The organism is Rhizobium sp. N122, assembly GCF_002211295.1.
Lineage (GTDB): Bacteria > Pseudomonadota > Alphaproteobacteria > Rhizobiales > Rhizobiaceae > Rhizobium.
Map to the genome: position 1 here is coordinate 1 of NZ_LOKU01000036.1, position 13,949 is coordinate 13,949.

13 protein-coding genes, 1 pseudogene and 1 riboswitch are annotated in these 13,949 nt (G+C 62.4%); of the genes and pseudogenes, 5 read left to right on the plus strand and 9 right to left on the minus strand.

Features of this window, described 5'->3' with window-relative positions; genetic code table 11:
* Positions 1 to 126: 126 nt before the first annotated feature.
* From ATY75_RS35575 to ATY75_RS23290, 3 genes and pseudogenes are all read left to right on the plus strand, one after another.
* A pseudogene (locus tag ATY75_RS35575) lies at positions 127 to 309 on the plus strand (amino acid ABC transporter permease); the annotation flags it as partial.
* 3 nt (positions 310 to 312) lie between these two features.
* A complete protein-coding gene (locus tag ATY75_RS23285; RefSeq protein WP_088939399.1) occupies positions 313 to 1,113 on the plus strand; it encodes an amino acid ABC transporter ATP-binding protein in 801 nt (266 codons plus the stop codon).
* A gap of 93 nt (positions 1,114 to 1,206) precedes the next feature.
* On the plus strand, positions 1,207 to 2,403 hold the full coding sequence (locus ATY75_RS23290; RefSeq protein ID WP_088939400.1) for an FAD-dependent oxidoreductase: 1,197 nt from the start codon (positions 1,207 to 1,209) through the stop codon (positions 2,401 to 2,403).
* Between the two features lie 45 nt (positions 2,404 to 2,448).
* Here ATY75_RS23290 and ATY75_RS23295 read toward each other — a convergent pair whose 3' ends face one another.
* The 6 genes from ATY75_RS23295 to metA form a co-directional block, all read right to left on the minus strand.
* Entirely contained in the window at positions 2,449 to 3,177 is a 729-nt protein-coding gene (locus tag ATY75_RS23295) for an SIS domain-containing protein (protein WP_088939401.1), read from the minus strand.
* A gap of 17 nt (positions 3,178 to 3,194) precedes the next feature.
* Entirely contained in the window at positions 3,195 to 4,346 is a 1,152-nt protein-coding gene (nagA, locus tag ATY75_RS23300; RefSeq protein WP_088939402.1) for an N-acetylglucosamine-6-phosphate deacetylase, read from the minus strand.
* A complete protein-coding gene (locus tag ATY75_RS23305) occupies positions 4,346 to 5,377 on the minus strand; it encodes an SIS domain-containing protein (protein WP_088939403.1) in 1,032 nt (343 codons plus the stop codon). The genes nagA and ATY75_RS23305 overlap by 1 nt, the downstream gene beginning before the upstream one ends.
* Entirely contained in the window at positions 5,374 to 6,147 is a 774-nt protein-coding gene (locus ATY75_RS23310; protein ID WP_088939404.1) for a GntR family transcriptional regulator, read from the minus strand. The genes ATY75_RS23305 and ATY75_RS23310 overlap by 4 nt, the downstream gene beginning before the upstream one ends.
* A gap of 136 nt (positions 6,148 to 6,283) precedes the next feature.
* Positions 6,284 to 7,306 carry an aldose epimerase family protein gene (locus ATY75_RS23315; protein WP_088939405.1) on the minus strand — a complete coding sequence of 341 codons (1,023 nt, stop codon included), beginning with the start codon at positions 7,304 to 7,306 and terminating at the stop codon, positions 6,284 to 6,286.
* A 93-nt stretch (positions 7,307 to 7,399) separates the two neighbouring features.
* Positions 7,400 to 8,323 carry a homoserine O-succinyltransferase gene (gene metA / locus ATY75_RS23320; RefSeq protein ID WP_088939406.1) on the minus strand — a complete coding sequence of 308 codons (924 nt, stop codon included), beginning with the start codon at positions 8,321 to 8,323 and terminating at the stop codon, positions 7,400 to 7,402.
* Between the two features lie 50 nt (positions 8,324 to 8,373).
* Positions 8,374 to 8,451: riboswitch (SAM riboswitch) on the minus strand.
* Between the two features lie 154 nt (positions 8,452 to 8,605).
* On the opposite strand from metA, the gene ATY75_RS23325 reads away from it, so the two are divergent.
* Both ATY75_RS23325 and ATY75_RS23330 read left to right on the plus strand, forming a co-directional pair.
* A complete protein-coding gene (locus tag ATY75_RS23325) occupies positions 8,606 to 10,468 on the plus strand; it encodes an ABC transporter ATP-binding protein/permease (RefSeq protein WP_088939407.1) in 1,863 nt (620 codons plus the stop codon).
* A 64-nt stretch (positions 10,469 to 10,532) separates the two neighbouring features.
* A complete protein-coding gene (locus ATY75_RS23330) occupies positions 10,533 to 10,697 on the plus strand; it encodes a hypothetical protein (protein ID WP_190241412.1) in 165 nt (54 codons plus the stop codon).
* A 19-nt stretch (positions 10,698 to 10,716) separates the two neighbouring features.
* Here ATY75_RS23330 and ATY75_RS23335 read toward each other — a convergent pair whose 3' ends face one another.
* The 3 genes from ATY75_RS23335 to ATY75_RS23345 all read right to left on the minus strand — a co-directional run bounded on the left by ATY75_RS23335 (position 10,717) and on the right by ATY75_RS23345 (position 13,941).
* On the minus strand, positions 10,717 to 11,346 hold the full coding sequence (locus tag ATY75_RS23335) for a DUF5666 domain-containing protein (RefSeq protein WP_088939408.1): 630 nt from the start codon (positions 11,344 to 11,346) through the stop codon (positions 10,717 to 10,719).
* 114 nt (positions 11,347 to 11,460) lie between these two features.
* Entirely contained in the window at positions 11,461 to 13,281 is a 1,821-nt protein-coding gene (locus ATY75_RS23340) for an ABC-F family ATP-binding cassette domain-containing protein (RefSeq protein WP_088939409.1), read from the minus strand.
* A gap of 3 nt (positions 13,282 to 13,284) precedes the next feature.
* Positions 13,285 to 13,941 carry a thiamine diphosphokinase gene (locus tag ATY75_RS23345; protein ID WP_190241413.1) on the minus strand — a complete coding sequence of 219 codons (657 nt, stop codon included), beginning with the start codon at positions 13,939 to 13,941 and terminating at the stop codon, positions 13,285 to 13,287.
* Positions 13,942 to 13,949: the final 8 nt, after the last annotated feature.

Below are 13,949 nucleotides of genomic sequence, written 5' to 3' on the forward strand. Positions count from 1 at the left end.
ATCACCATCGCCGTCTTGCACGCTCCCATCAGGGCGATCGCCAGAATCCGGTTGCTCTATCGACTGCGCGAGCCGCCGCGAAGGCGACGATCCATCGCACATAGACAGCTAAGTTAGCGCATATGGGAAACTTTCCGAGCGCTGGAAGTGTATCTCGTGATCTCGGCCGTTTATTTCGGTATCTGCTACCCGGTGTCACAATGTCTGCTTCTGCTCGAGCGCAAGATCCATGCGGGTGTGCCATTGTCATTGGCCAGACGGCGTCGGCTGAAATTGACCAGGGCCTATCTCGCCGAGGGGAAGGTCTGACCCATGACCACCACTCCAACCCAAAATACCTTCGTGGCAAAGCAGCCGGTCGGTCGCCCCGCTGTCAAAATTAGCGGATTGCGCAAGTCTTTCGATGGGCGTCTGGTGCTTGACCGCGTCGATCTCGAGGTTCCCACAGGCAAAATCGTCAGCATCATTGGCCAGAGCGGTGGAGGAAAGACCACCCTCATGCGCTGCGTCAATCTGCTCGAGCGACCCGATCAGGGAACGATCACTGTCGGCGATGAGACGATCTTCGCTAACGGCAAGGTGACCTGCCGCAACCTTGCAAAGCTTCGGCAACGCGTCGGCATGGTGTTCCAGCGTTTCAACCTCTTCCCGCATCTGACGGCCGTGGAGAATGTCATTCTCGCTCAGATGCAAGCAGCCGGGATTGCCGAGAGACAGGCCGTGGAACGGGCCGTGAAACTTCTGACCAGAGTGGGCCTTGCCAAGCGGGCGATGGCTTATCCGGAGCAGATGTCGGGCGGCGAGCAGCAGCGTGTGGCGATTGCACGCGCCCTGGCGCTGGAACCAACGGTTTTGCTGTTCGACGAGCCGACTTCGGCGCTCGATCCTGAATCGACCGGCGAAGTTCTCCGCGTCATGCGGGAGCTCGCCGCCGACGGCATGACGATGATCCTGGTCACCCACGAGTTGCCTTTTGCGAAAGAAGTGTCGGACTGGGTCGTGTTCATCGATGGCGGTCTTATCATCGAGCAAGGAACCGCCGGAGATGTGCTTGACCGTCCAACGGAAGCACGCACGGCTGCCTATGTCGCGCGCTACGCTTCCCCAGGCTAGCTCGAGTGACCTCAATCGCTCCGGCGGCGCATTGCGCCGCAACAGAGTCCGGCCGGCATCAGGCCTCGCTTCTCTAAGGTAAATACATATCCGATGAACAAGCTCACAACAGATATCGCCGTCGTCGGCGGCGGTGTGATCGGCATGGCAACCGCTCTGCGGCTGCGTGCCGACGGTCGCGATGTCGTGCTGATCGAACCGAACAAACCCGGTTCGGGCGCATCTTACGGCAATGCCGGAACGATTGCCGACTATGCGATCATTCCCGTCGGCACACCCGCTGTCCTTAAAAATCTTGCTGCGCTTCTGCTCAATTCCGACAGCCCTTTATCCATCCGCAAGGCCGCATTGCCGACGTTATTTCCATGGCTGGTACGTTTTGCCTACGAATCCCTCCCTCACAGATACAGACACAATACGAGCCGCATCGTCGACCTTCTCTCCGACGCTTCATCGGAATGGCTCGAACTCGCAGCAGAAATCGGCGCATCCGATCTCTTGAGCACGAAGGGATGCCTCTATCTCTACCAGACGCCCGAGGCCTTCCAGACGGCCGCTTCGGATGTCGAACTTCGCCGAAACTACGGGATAGCGCAGCAGCTTCTCACTCCCGACGACGTGCAAAGCCTCGAACCCAAGCTGCCGCAGGTCCATGGCGGAGGGCTTTTCTTTCCGAAGGCGATAAACGTCACCGATCCAGGCCAAGTCATGAGCGTGATGGAAGCCGCCGCCAGACAAGCGGGGGTCGAGTTCGTCCGAGACTCCGTGACGACTATTTCGCGTGAGCGGAATGGAGTGAGGATGCTGGCTTCAGCCCACAGCATTCATGCCAGAGCAGTCGTGATCGCCGCCGGGGCACATTCCCGGAAGCTGGCTCTGCAGCTCGGAGAGCGGGTTCTACTGGATACGGAGCGGGGTTATCATCTCGAGTTCGATATGGAAACATTGCCGGTGGAACGGCCGGTATGCCCGACGCATCATGGATTTTACCTTTGCCCGATGCGTGGCCGCTTGCGCGTGGCCGGCACTGTGGAACTCGGCGGCATTGCTGCTCCTTCGAACCCGAGGCGCCTGGAAGTGTTGCTTGCAAATGCGCGCAGGATTTTCCCAACGCTTGGTGAACCGAGCCGGAGCTGGATGGGTTTCCGCCCTTCCATGCCCGATTCCGTTCCCGTTATCCGGCCTTCAAAGGGAGGCAGGGACGTCGTGTTTGCCTTTGGACACGGGCATATCGGTTTGACGCTGGCACCGCGGACCGCCCGCATGGTCAGCACCATTCTCGCCGCTTGATCGCGTCATGGACCATGCTTGCGAGCAGCAGGCCTTTTATCCGACTCAGAGATGCGGGTTGCGCGGCCGGTATTTCTTGACGAGTTTCTGGTTGATCTCGGCGGCCCCCGGCATGTTGGCGCTGAGATAAACCGGCGCATCGCCGGATTTCGAAAGCTCCGAAGCGACTTCGGCGAAGATCGCATTGATGACCGTCACTCCGACCGCCGTCGAGACCGGCCCGACCCGAAGCCCCGTGCCTTCGAGGTCGAGAACGGCATCACCCGGCGGCAGCCCGTTGTCGAGCACGATATCGGCGACTTCTGCGAGCCGGCGGCGGCCGTTGGCGATCGCCGTGGAATAGGCGATCGAGGTGATGGCGATCACCTTGGCGCCGATCTCATGCGCATAATCGGCGGCCTCGATCGGCGCGGCGTTCACGCCCGAATTGGAGGCGATGATGATGACGTCGCCCGGCTGCATGCCGTAACGCTCCAGCATCGGCCGCACCAGGCCTTGGGTGCGCTCATAAACCGAACTGATGACCGCGCCCTCATGCAGCATGGCTGAGCCGACGAGCACCGGCACGGTGAAGGCGAGCCCGCCGGCACGGTAGTGCACCTCTTCCGCCAGCATATGCGAATGGCCGGTACCGAAGACATAGACCCGCTTGTCGCCGCGGGCAGCATCGAGAATGACACCAGCTGCCTGCGCCATCGGCTCGGCAAGCGTCTGCTTCAACTCTTCCAGCCGGCCGATCAGGTTGGAGAAATAGGCATTGGTGATGTCGGTCATCCCACTTCTCCTTGAGATCACGCCGCTTCGCCGCAAAGCCAGGTGGCGGTAACAGTCAGCGCATCGGTGAGATGCACGAGATCGGCGCGCGCGCCCGGCGAAAGGTGGCCGCGATCGGCAAGCCTGAGGAAGCGGGCCGGATAAAGGGTCGCCATGCGCAGGGCTTCAGCGAGCGTCAGGTCGAGATAGGTGACGCCGTAACGGATCGTCGAGATCATATCGACGTCGGAACCGGCCAGCGTCCCGTCGGAAAGCACCAGCTTCGAACAGAAGCCGCCCTTTTCGCGGCGGACGGTGCGCCCGTTCAAGGTGAAGGAATCCTTCTCCGATCCGACGAGCGACATCGCATCGGTGACGAAGAACAGCTTGCCTTCGCCGCGTTTGGCGCGCAGCGCCGTGCGCAAGGCCTTCGGGTCGACGTGATGTCCGTCGGCAATGATGCCGCACCAGGTCGAGGGATGATCGATCGCCGCGCCGACGAGGCCGGGCGCGCGGTGTCCCATCTGGCTCATGGCGTTGAAGAGATGCGTGACCCCACGCGCCCCGGCATCGAAACGTTGCTCCGCAGCCTCGCTCGAACAATCGGAATGGCCGATGCTGACGGTGACGCCGGCCTCCGCAAGCTCGCGCACCTGGGCAACCGTCACCTGCTCGGCGGCCATGGTGACGAGCAGCGTGCCGATCGCCTCGCGCGCCCGGATGAAGGCCTTGACATCGCGGTCCTCGACCGGCCGCATCAGTTCGGCCAGATGCGCGCCCTTGCGCGCGGGCGCCAGATGCGGGCCTTCCAGATGCAGGCCCGCGACGCCGCGGTTCGCGTTCACCGCCTCCTTGGCTGCCTCGACCGCGGCAATGGAAGCCTCTGACGTATCGGTGATCAGCGTCGGCAACAGCGCGGTCGTGCCATAGGGCCGGTGCCCCTGTGCGATGATCTCCATCGAGGCGACGGAGGGTTCGTCGTTCAGCATGCGTCCGCCGCCGCCATTGACCTGCGCATCGATGAAGCCGGCCGATAGCACGCCGCCGGCAAGTGTCACCGTCTCGCCATCCGGCAGATCGTTTCCAGCGGCGATCGCTTCGACCCGGCCGTCGGCAACGATCAGCGCCCTGTCGTCATGGAAGCGCTCGCCATCGAAGATGCGGGCGCCGACGAAGATCTTGCGGGCCATCAGACCGTCTCCGTCACCTTGAGCAGGTTTGCCGGCCTGTCGGGATCGAAGCCCTTTCGCCGCGTCACCGACTCGATCAGCCGGTAATAGACGAGCAGCGACACCAGGGGATCGATCAGGCCGTTGCCCGTCGTCGGCACCCGAAGATTAAGGCCGGAGAGCGGCTGCGTGGAAAAACCGACGGTGGTGGCGCCGAGCTTCTGCAGGCGCTCCAGCGCCTGGCCGTTATTGGCGAAGGCGGCATCGTCGGGCGCAAAGGCGACGATCGGAAAACCCGGCTGCACCAGGCGCATCGGACCGTGCATCAATTCCGCCAGCGAGAAGGCCTCGGCATGCAGGCCGGAGGTTTCCTTGGCCTTCAGCGCCGCTTCGAGCGCGATCGCGAAGGCCGGGCCGCGGCCGGCCGTATAGAGCGAGGTCGCGTTGAAAAGCACCTCCCCGGCTGCCGCTGTGTCGATCCCGGCGGTGGCCGAAAGCGCCTCCGGCAACTTGGCCAAGGCGGCCCGCAACTCGGACGCGCCGCCGATCGCAGCCGTCACTCCGGAAAGCGCGGCGACCGAGGCGATGAAGGATTTCGTCGCCGCGACGCTCTTTTCGGCGCCGGCATTGAGGCCGAGAACGATATCGGCCTGTTTCGCCAGCGGACTGTCGGTGACGTTGACGACGGCGATCGTCGTCGCCCCGCCCTTCTTGGCCGCATCCTGCAGCGCGACGATATCGGGGCTGGCGCCCGACTGCGAGACGGTGAAATGCACGCCGCCCTTCAGATGCAGGGCAGCACCGTAAACGGAAGCGATCGACGGACCGACCGAGGCGACCGGAACGCCGCAGGTGATCTCGAACAGATATTTGAAGAAGGTGGCGGCGTGGTCGGAAGAGCCACGAGCCGCCGTCGTCACCACGCTCGGGCGGGCTGATGAAAACAGCCGGGCGATCTCGGCAAAGACCGGCTTTTCCTTTTCGAGCAGGGTGGCCACCACTTCCGGCGATTGGCCGGCTTCCTGCAGCATCAGCGACTGATTCTCACTCATAGGTCATCTCCGATTCTCAATTCGGCAACGAAATCATAGGCATCGCCGCGATAATGCGAGCGGGTGTATTCAACGACGCGCTGGTCTTCCAGGCGCGAGACACGTTCGATCAGCAGCGCCGGAGCGCCGACCTCGACATTCAGCATCGCTGCGGAGGACGGGTCGAGCGTGACCGCGGTCAGCCGCTGCAGCGCCCGCACCGGCCGGTGGCCGCTGGCCGTCAGCGCATCATAAAGCGATCCCTCGCCGCCGGCATCCTCGCCCAGGAACTTGATCGGCACCACGGCGCGTTCGATCGCCAGCGGCAGGCCGTCGGCGAGACGCAGCCGGTCGAGCCGCAGCACCGGCTCGTCGCCGCTGAGGCCGAGCAGGAAGGATTCCTCCGGCGACGGCGTATTGACCGCCCGCGACAAGATCCGTGCGGCCGGCAGGCGTCCGCGCGAGCGCATGTCGGCGGAGAAGGAGGAGAGCCGCCAGAGCGACTGCTCCATGCGCTCCACCCTGCTCGATACGAATGTACCGCTGCCGTGGCGCGATTCCAGGGCGCCCGACGCCATCAGATCGCGATAGGCGGTGCGCACGGTGACACGGCCGAGCTTCAAAGCCTCGGCAAGATCGCGCTCCCCCGGCAGCGCCGTGCCGGGCTTCAGCAATCCTTCCTGGATAAGGCCGATCAGTGTCTGCGCCAGCCGCTTGTAGAGCGGCCCGGTCAGCGCCTGGTCACGCAGGCCGCGGCTGTTCAGCTCCGCTATCAGACTGGTTCTATCCATAGGCAGACAATAGAACCTATTTAGAACCAATCAGCAAGACTGAAATCCCGCGCAGGCAAGAAAAAACCTCCCCGGGCGCCGGGGAGGTTTTGATAGCAACAGAATTTGACAGCCGTGCGTCCGCTGAAAAAGACGCTCAGCTCTTGGTGAAGATATAATCCGTCTCCTGGCGCAGCACCTCGCCGGGGCGCAGCACCGCATTCGGGAAACCCTGGTGATTGATGGCGTCCGGCCAGACCTGCGTCTCCAGGCAGAAGCCGGCGAACGGGCCGTATTTGTGCCCGCCGAGGCCGGGAGCGCCGGTGTTGAGCTTGAAGCCGGCATAAAACTGCACGCCGGGCTCCGTACTGCGTACCTCAAGCGACACACCGGAATAGAGGCTGCGGGCGAGCGCGACGCTGCGCTTGGCGGTGCGCTCGCCGGACAGGCAGAAATTATGGTCGTACAGCACCTGTTCGCTGCCGACGAAACGCTTCATCGGCGCCATCTCGCGGAAATCGAATTCCGTGCCGGCGACGGAACGGATCTCGCCGGTCGGCACCTGTTTCTCGTCGGTCGGCAGATAGTGGTCGGCGGCGATCATGATGTCGTGGCCAAGCGCATCCTCGCGGCCGTCGAGATTGAAATAGGCATGCTGGCAGACATTGGCGAGCGTCGGCTGGTCGCTGGTGGATTCGTAGGTCACCGACAATTCGCCGTTGCCATGCACCCGGAACGTTGCCTGAATGGTGCAATTGCCGGGATAGCCGGCGCGGCCATCGGGATCGACGATCTTCAGCACCACGCGGTCGACGTCATGCTCGACGACCGTCCAGTTGCGCTTGGCGACATTGTCGCTGCCGCCATGCAGATGCGTCACGCCGTTTTCGTTCAGCTCGAGCTGATGCTCCTTGCCGTCGAGCGTGAAGGCGCCGCCGCCGACACGATTGGCGCAACGGCCGGGTGTCGCGCCGAAATAGGCCGAATAGAGCGGGTAGCTGTCGAAATCCTCGAAGCCGAGCTGCAGCGGCGCGTCATGCCCTTCCAGGCGCAGATCCTGGATGACCGCGCCCCAGGTAATGATCTTGGCCGTCAGCCCGCCGCCCTTGATGACGACGCGATAGACGGTCTCGCCCGCCTTCGTCTGCCCGAAAACTTCCCGCTCCAACTTATCCGACATGATCGACCGTCCATTTGATATCTAGCAATCCGACCGGAACCTGCCCGCATTTGGTCCAAACCGCAACCGGCCGCGATCAGAAAGGAACATCGCTCACAGATCCGTGCCGATCTCCTCCACATCAAACGGCGTCGTCTGGTAGATCTCGTTGATCCAGTTCCCGAACAAAAGATGCGCATGGCTGCGCCAGCGGTTCTGCGGCGCAAGCGCCGGATCGTTATGCGGGAAATAGTTGTGCGGCATCTTGATCGGCACGCCGGCATTGACGTCGCGGAAATACTCGTCTGACAGCGAGGTGGAATCATATTCGACATGGTTGAACATGTAGAGCCGCCGGCCCCGCTTCTCGTGCACGAGGCAGACGCCCATCTCGCTGGATTCCATCAGGATCTCCAGCTTGTCCGATTTCTCGATATCGTCGCGGCGCACTTCGGTCCAGCGCGATACCGGCACCTCGAAATTGTCGGAAAAGCCGTTGAGATAGATCGAGGCAGGCTTGAGGTTGCGGTGGCGGTAGACGCCGAAGGCTTTCTCTTTCAGCTCGTATTTCGGAACGCCGTGGAAGTGATAGATCGCCGCCATCGCGCCCCAGCAGACATTCATCGTCGAATGCACATTCGTTTCCGTCCAGTCGAGAATCTCCTGCATCTCCGGCCAGTAGGTCACGTCCTCGTAGGGCAGGAGCTCGATCGGCGCCCCGGTGATGATGAAGCCGTCGAATTTACGATGCTTCACCTCCTCCCAGGTCTGGTAAAAGGCAAGCAGGTGATCTTCGGAGGTGTTCTTCGCCTTGTGGCCGCCGATGCGGATCAGCGACAGTTCGACCTGCAGCGGCGAGGCGCCAACGAGGCGGGCCATCTGCAATTCAGTCTTGATCTTGTTCGGCATCAAGTTGAGCAGCCCGATCTGCAGCGGTCTTATATCCTGACGGATCGCCAGCGTCTCGGTCATCACCCGCACACCCTCTTGCACCAGGGTTTCAAAGGCGGGCAGCGTATCGGGGATCTTGATGGGCATTGCGGTCACTCGATCAAAAAAGCAAAAAACCGGCGGCGAAAAAAATCGCTACCGGTCCGCACGCGGCCCTTTAGCGAATTTTTTAACGTGGCTGCAAGCCGGCCGGCCAAATCACCACGGATGCTTAATTAGACCCAGTCGTGCCGCGAATCAACTGCCGAATGCATGCGGGAGCGACCCATGCAAGCATCATCACAGTTTAATGACTGATAGAATCTGTTGATAGACCGGTAACGCCACCATGTTAATAATGGTAAGCATGGGCGATGTTGGAAAAGCGTAATGGCAGATAAGACCGAGGGGAGGCCGGGCATCCGAAGGCAGGATAGGGTAGGGTATGATCTCAGCCTGACTTACCGCCTCGGAGTGATGTTCTCCGCATTCTGGAATTCTGAGGTGCGTGGCAAGGTGCTGTTTCTGGCGACCGTGCTGATCCTCGTCATCCTGGCGACGGCCTATGGCCAGGTCATCCTCAACGAGTGGAACGCCCCCTTCTACGATTCGCTGGAGCGCCGCGACCTCGGCGAATTCTTCCATCAGCTTGAAATCTTCGCGATGATCGCCGGTACGCTGCTGCTGCTCAACGTGCTGCAGGCCTGGCTGAACCAGATGACGGCGCTCTATATGCGCGAAGGCCTGTCGCGCGATCTGGTCGATCAGTGGCTGAAGCGCAAGCGGGCGCTGCGGCTCTCCTCCAGCGGCCTGATCGGCGTCAATCCCGACCAGCGCCTGCACGAGGATTCCCGCAACCTCGCCGAAAGCACGACGGGCCTCGTTCTCGGCCTGCTGCAGGCGACCATTCTTCTCGTCAGCTTCATCGGCGTGCTCTGGGAGCTTTCCAGCGGCTTCATCTTCCACATCAGCGGCCATAGCTTCTCGATTCCGGGCTACATGGTCTGGGCGGCAATTTTCTACGCCGCCTCCGCCTCGGTGCTGAGCCAGGTCGTCGGCCGCAAGCTGGTCAAGCTCAATGCCGACCGCTTCTCGAAGGAAGCCGAGCTTCGCTTCACCCTGATGCATGCCAATGAGAACATGCCGGCGATCACCGTCGCCCGCGGCGAGGAGAATGAACGTCGGCGCATCAACACCGACATCAGCTCGGTGCTGAGGGTCGTGAAGCGGCTCGCCATGGCCAATACCAACCTCACCTGGGTTTCGGCCGGTTACGGCTGGCTGGTGATCGTCATTCCGATCATCGTCGCCGCGCCAGCCTATTTCTCCGGCGGCCTCACGCTTGGCCAGCTGATGATGTCGGTCGGCGCCTTCAACCAGGTCAATACGGCCCTGCGCTGGTATGTCGCCAATTTCGGTCCGATCGCCGAATGGCGCGCCACGCTGATGCGCGTCACCGATTTCCGCGAGGCGCTGCTGGAGACCGACGAGGACTTCGAGCTGAAGGATGGCATCACGTATGAAAACACCGCGGCCGACACGCTGACGCTGAAAGACGTGGTGATCGTCGCCAAGATCGGCGAAGACATCGAGGAATGCGGCGGCTTCCGCCTGCTCGAAACCGATGTCGTGATCAAGGCTGGCGAAAAGATCATGATCAACGGCGACCACAGCGTCAACCGCAAGCTGCTGTTCCAGGCGATGGCCGGCCTCTGGCCGTGCGGCAGCGGCACGATGGGTCTGCCGCCGATCGACGACATGCTGTTCGTCCCGCAGATCGCCTATATCCCCGGCGGCACGCTGCGTGAAGCGCTGGCCTTCCCCGAAAGCCCCGATGCCCACGAGAAAGCCGCCGTCGAGGCAGCCCTCGAGAAGGCCGGCCTGCATTCGCTGATCTCAAGGCTCGATACCCGCGCCCGCTGGGACAAATTGCTCGACAGCGACGAACAGAAGGCAATCGGCTTCGCCCGCCTGCTTCTCGTGCGCCCGCGCTGGATCATTTTCGACGAAGTGCTTGAGGGCATGGAGCCGGAATGGCAGGAAACCATGGCCGGGCTGCTCACCTCCATGCCCGAAACCGGCATGATCTATATCGGCCGCTCCGAGGCCTATCTCGAGATGCTGAAGCCGCGCGTGCTGCACTTACAGGCGCTGCCGTCAAAATCCGAGGAACCGCAGCAAGATCAGCAAGCCGCCCGTCCTGGCGCCAGCGCCGGTACGGGCGCTGCCGCCATGCCCGCCCCGGCGCTGTAGAGCGCCCGCGCGTCCAACAGACGCTCGATGATTTTGCATGTCATGACGTTGGCGAGGCAGGGACATGTCTATGATGAAACGCCGCAATCAAGAGCGTTTGGAAAAGCTGACGGAATTGCAGCGTTTGATCACCGACGGATTGGATAGCGGCATCAGTGATCGTTCCAAAGACGAAATTATTCAAGTCGCGCGCGAACGACTGGCTGCGCCAGATGGAAGAAATCTATAGGCTTTCCTAAACCAGCCGGTCACATCGGAGGCGTGATACCATTGAGGCCGACGGCCACCTGGCTGGCCGAAATGCTGCCATCCGCCGCTTTCTCGCCGGTGACGATGACCTTGGCGCCGGCCTTCAGATCGTCCTTGGTCGCCGGCGCCAAGGTCACGATCGGCGTGCCGTCTGATATGGTGATGGTTTTTTCCTTGCCCTGATAGGTCAGCGTGATCGTATGGCCGTCGACGGATTTGACGGCATTGCTGACTGTCGCGTTGGTCATCTGGCTGTTCGGCTGGGCATCCCAGGGACGGTTGCCCTCACCGGTCCCCCTCATCGACGCCGGAAAGATCAGCACCTCGATCGCCCCATCCGGGCCGCTGCTTTTCGGCAGCGAGGCGACGCCGACGAAATCGCCGGGCTTGATATCCTCGACCGACGCTTTTTTGATGCCGCCGACTTTCCAGCCGGCTTTCAGCGTAATCGTCGCATCGCTGCCTTCGCGCGTCTTGACGATGAGACTATCGCCGCTCAGACTTTCGATCGCGCCGCGGACGCGAATGCGCTGGCTGTCCTGCGCCTGTGCGGCCTGCGATAGGCCAAGCGCGACCAGACTGCCGGCGGCAAGTGCTGTGAAAAAACGGGAACGAAGCGTGCGAGACATCTGACTTTTCCTTGTCGCCCTTGCGATCGGCGCTATCCCCGGTTGCCGGACGGCACCTTATGCCGCCTGGCAACGGGCTGACGAATCAATGAAAAGTGAGCCGCGAGGAAAAGCTCAGCCTTCCAGCTCTTCCCGCAGCATTTCGAGCTCCAGCCACTCCTCTTCCATCTTGGTAAGGCTGGCGCGCAGCTTCTCCATCTCGCCGGCGAGCCTGTTGAAAGCAGCGGCATCACGGGTAAAGAGATTGGGGTCGGCCATCACCTGTTCACGTTTGGCGATCTCGGCTTCGGCTTTCGCCATCTCCTTCGGCAGATTGTCCAACGCGAATTTCTGCTTGAAGGAGAGCTTGCTCTTCGAGCCTGCTCCAGAAGGTGCGGCACCTTGCGTCTTCGGCTTCTCCGCCGCCTTCTCGGCTCGCTTGCGCTCCTCGAGCGCGCCCTTGCGCTGGGCGAGCATGTCGGAATAGCCGCCGGCATATTCGATCCAGCGGCCGTCCGGCGCGTCCGGCACGGCGGGTGCGATCGTCGAGGTCACGGTGCGGTCGAGAAAATCGCGGTCATGGCTGACGAGAATGACCGTGCCGGGAAAACCGGCGACGATCTCCTGCAGCAGATCGAGCGTTTCGATATCGAGATCGTTCGTGGGTTCGTCGAGGATCAACAGGTTCGCCGGGCGCGACAGAATGCGCGCCAGCATCAGCCGGGCGCGCTCGCCGCCCGACAGGCTTCTGATCGGCGTCCGCGCCTGTTCCGGCTGGAACAGGAATTCCTTCATATAGCCGGTGACATGACGCTGCTCGCCGTTGACGAGCAGGTTTTCGCCGCGCCCATCCGTCAGATAATTGGCCAGCGTGTCCTCGGGATCGAGATCCTCGCGCTTCTGGTCGAGCGTGGCGATCTCCAGATTGGTGCCGAGCTTGATCGTGCCGCTATCCGGCGAAAGCTGCCCGGTCAGCATCTTCAACAGCGTCGTCTTGCCGGCGCCGTTCGGACCGACCAAACCGATGCAATCGCCGCGATGCACCCGAATCGAAAAGGGCGTGACGATCGGCCGGTCGCCGAAGCTCTTGGTGATCTTGTCGGCCTCGATCACCAGCTTGCCGGATTCCTGCGCGTCCGAAGCCGTCGCCTGCACGGTGCCCTGCGGCCCCTTGTGGCCGCGATATTGCGAGCGCATCGTCTGCAACTCCCCGAGGCGGCGCATGTTGCGCTTGCGCCGTGCCGTGACGCCGTAGCGCAGCCAGTGCTCTTCGCGCTCGATCGCCTTGCCGAGCTTGTGCTGCTCGAGTTCCTCTGCCTCCAGCACCTGATCGCGCCAGGCCTCGAAATGCGCAAATCCCCTGTCGAGCCGGCGCGAGCTGCCGCGGTCGAGCCAGACGGTTGCCGTCGAGACCTTTTCGAGGAAACGCCGATCGTGCGAGATCAGCACCAGGGCGCTGCGCGTCTTCTGCAACTCGCCTTCCAGCCATTCGATGGTGGGAAGGTCGAGATGGTTGGTCGGCTCGTCGAGCAGCAGAATGTCGGGCTCGGGCGCCAGCACGCGGGCAAGGGCGGCGCGGCGCGATTCGCCGCCGGAAAGGGTTCTCGGATCCTCCTCGCCGGTCAGCCCGAGATGGGAGAGCAGATAGGTGACGCGATAAGGATCGTCGCCTGGCCCGAGGCCGGCCTCGGCATAGGCCTGAACGCTGTGGAAGCCGACAAAATCCGGCGCCTGTTCGAGGTAGCGCACCGTCGAGGACGGATGGCGGAAGACCTCGCCGGACTGCGCCTCGACCAGGCCGGCGGCGATCTTCAGAAGCGTCGATTTTCCCGAGCCGTTGCGGCCGACGAGGCAGATCTTGTCACCGGGCTCGATCTGCAGGCTGGCACCCGCCAGAAGCGGTGCACCGCCGAAGCTCAGGAAGATATCGTCGAGTTTTAGAATGGGAGGGGCCAAAAATCAGACTCCGGAAAGATCATAGGGCCTGGCGAGCACGATCGCCCGGCCGCTGCCGAGCGAAAAGCGAACCTTGCCTTCCGCGACATTGGAAATGGTGCGCGACGAGCCGAAAGGCAGATGGAAATCGGCCAGCGGATAACGCGCATTCTCGATCGAAAGCCCGGTCAGCGCGCTGAATCCCAGCACGGAAAACAGGCTGTTCTTGGGAAGATCCAGCTCGACCGCACCGACAAGCAGCGGCACCGCTTCCTCCTTGCCCGAGGTCAGCAGCACGTTGAAACCTTCTTCCGCCAGGCTGACGGCCGACAGCAGATGCTGAAGCGCGTGGTCCGAGCGTTCGCCGCCGAGCGCACCCGCCAGGATCAGCCGCCGCCCACCCCGCGCAATCGCTTCCGAGACGGCTATTTCGCCATCCGTCGCCGCCTTTGCCGCGGGATAGGGCTGTTTCGGCACATGGGGAAAGGCACCCTCGAGATCATCGGGCGTCGAATCGAAATCGCCGACCCAGAGCTCCGGCGTGACACCGAGGGCGGCCGCATGCCGCATGCCGCCATCGGCCGCGATGAAGCGGGTGCCGGCGACGGCATGGCGCAAACGCTCCGTCAGGCTAAGTTCGCCGCCGAGCAGAATGGTAAAGGTGGATTGGCTCATGGGCATTGCCCTTA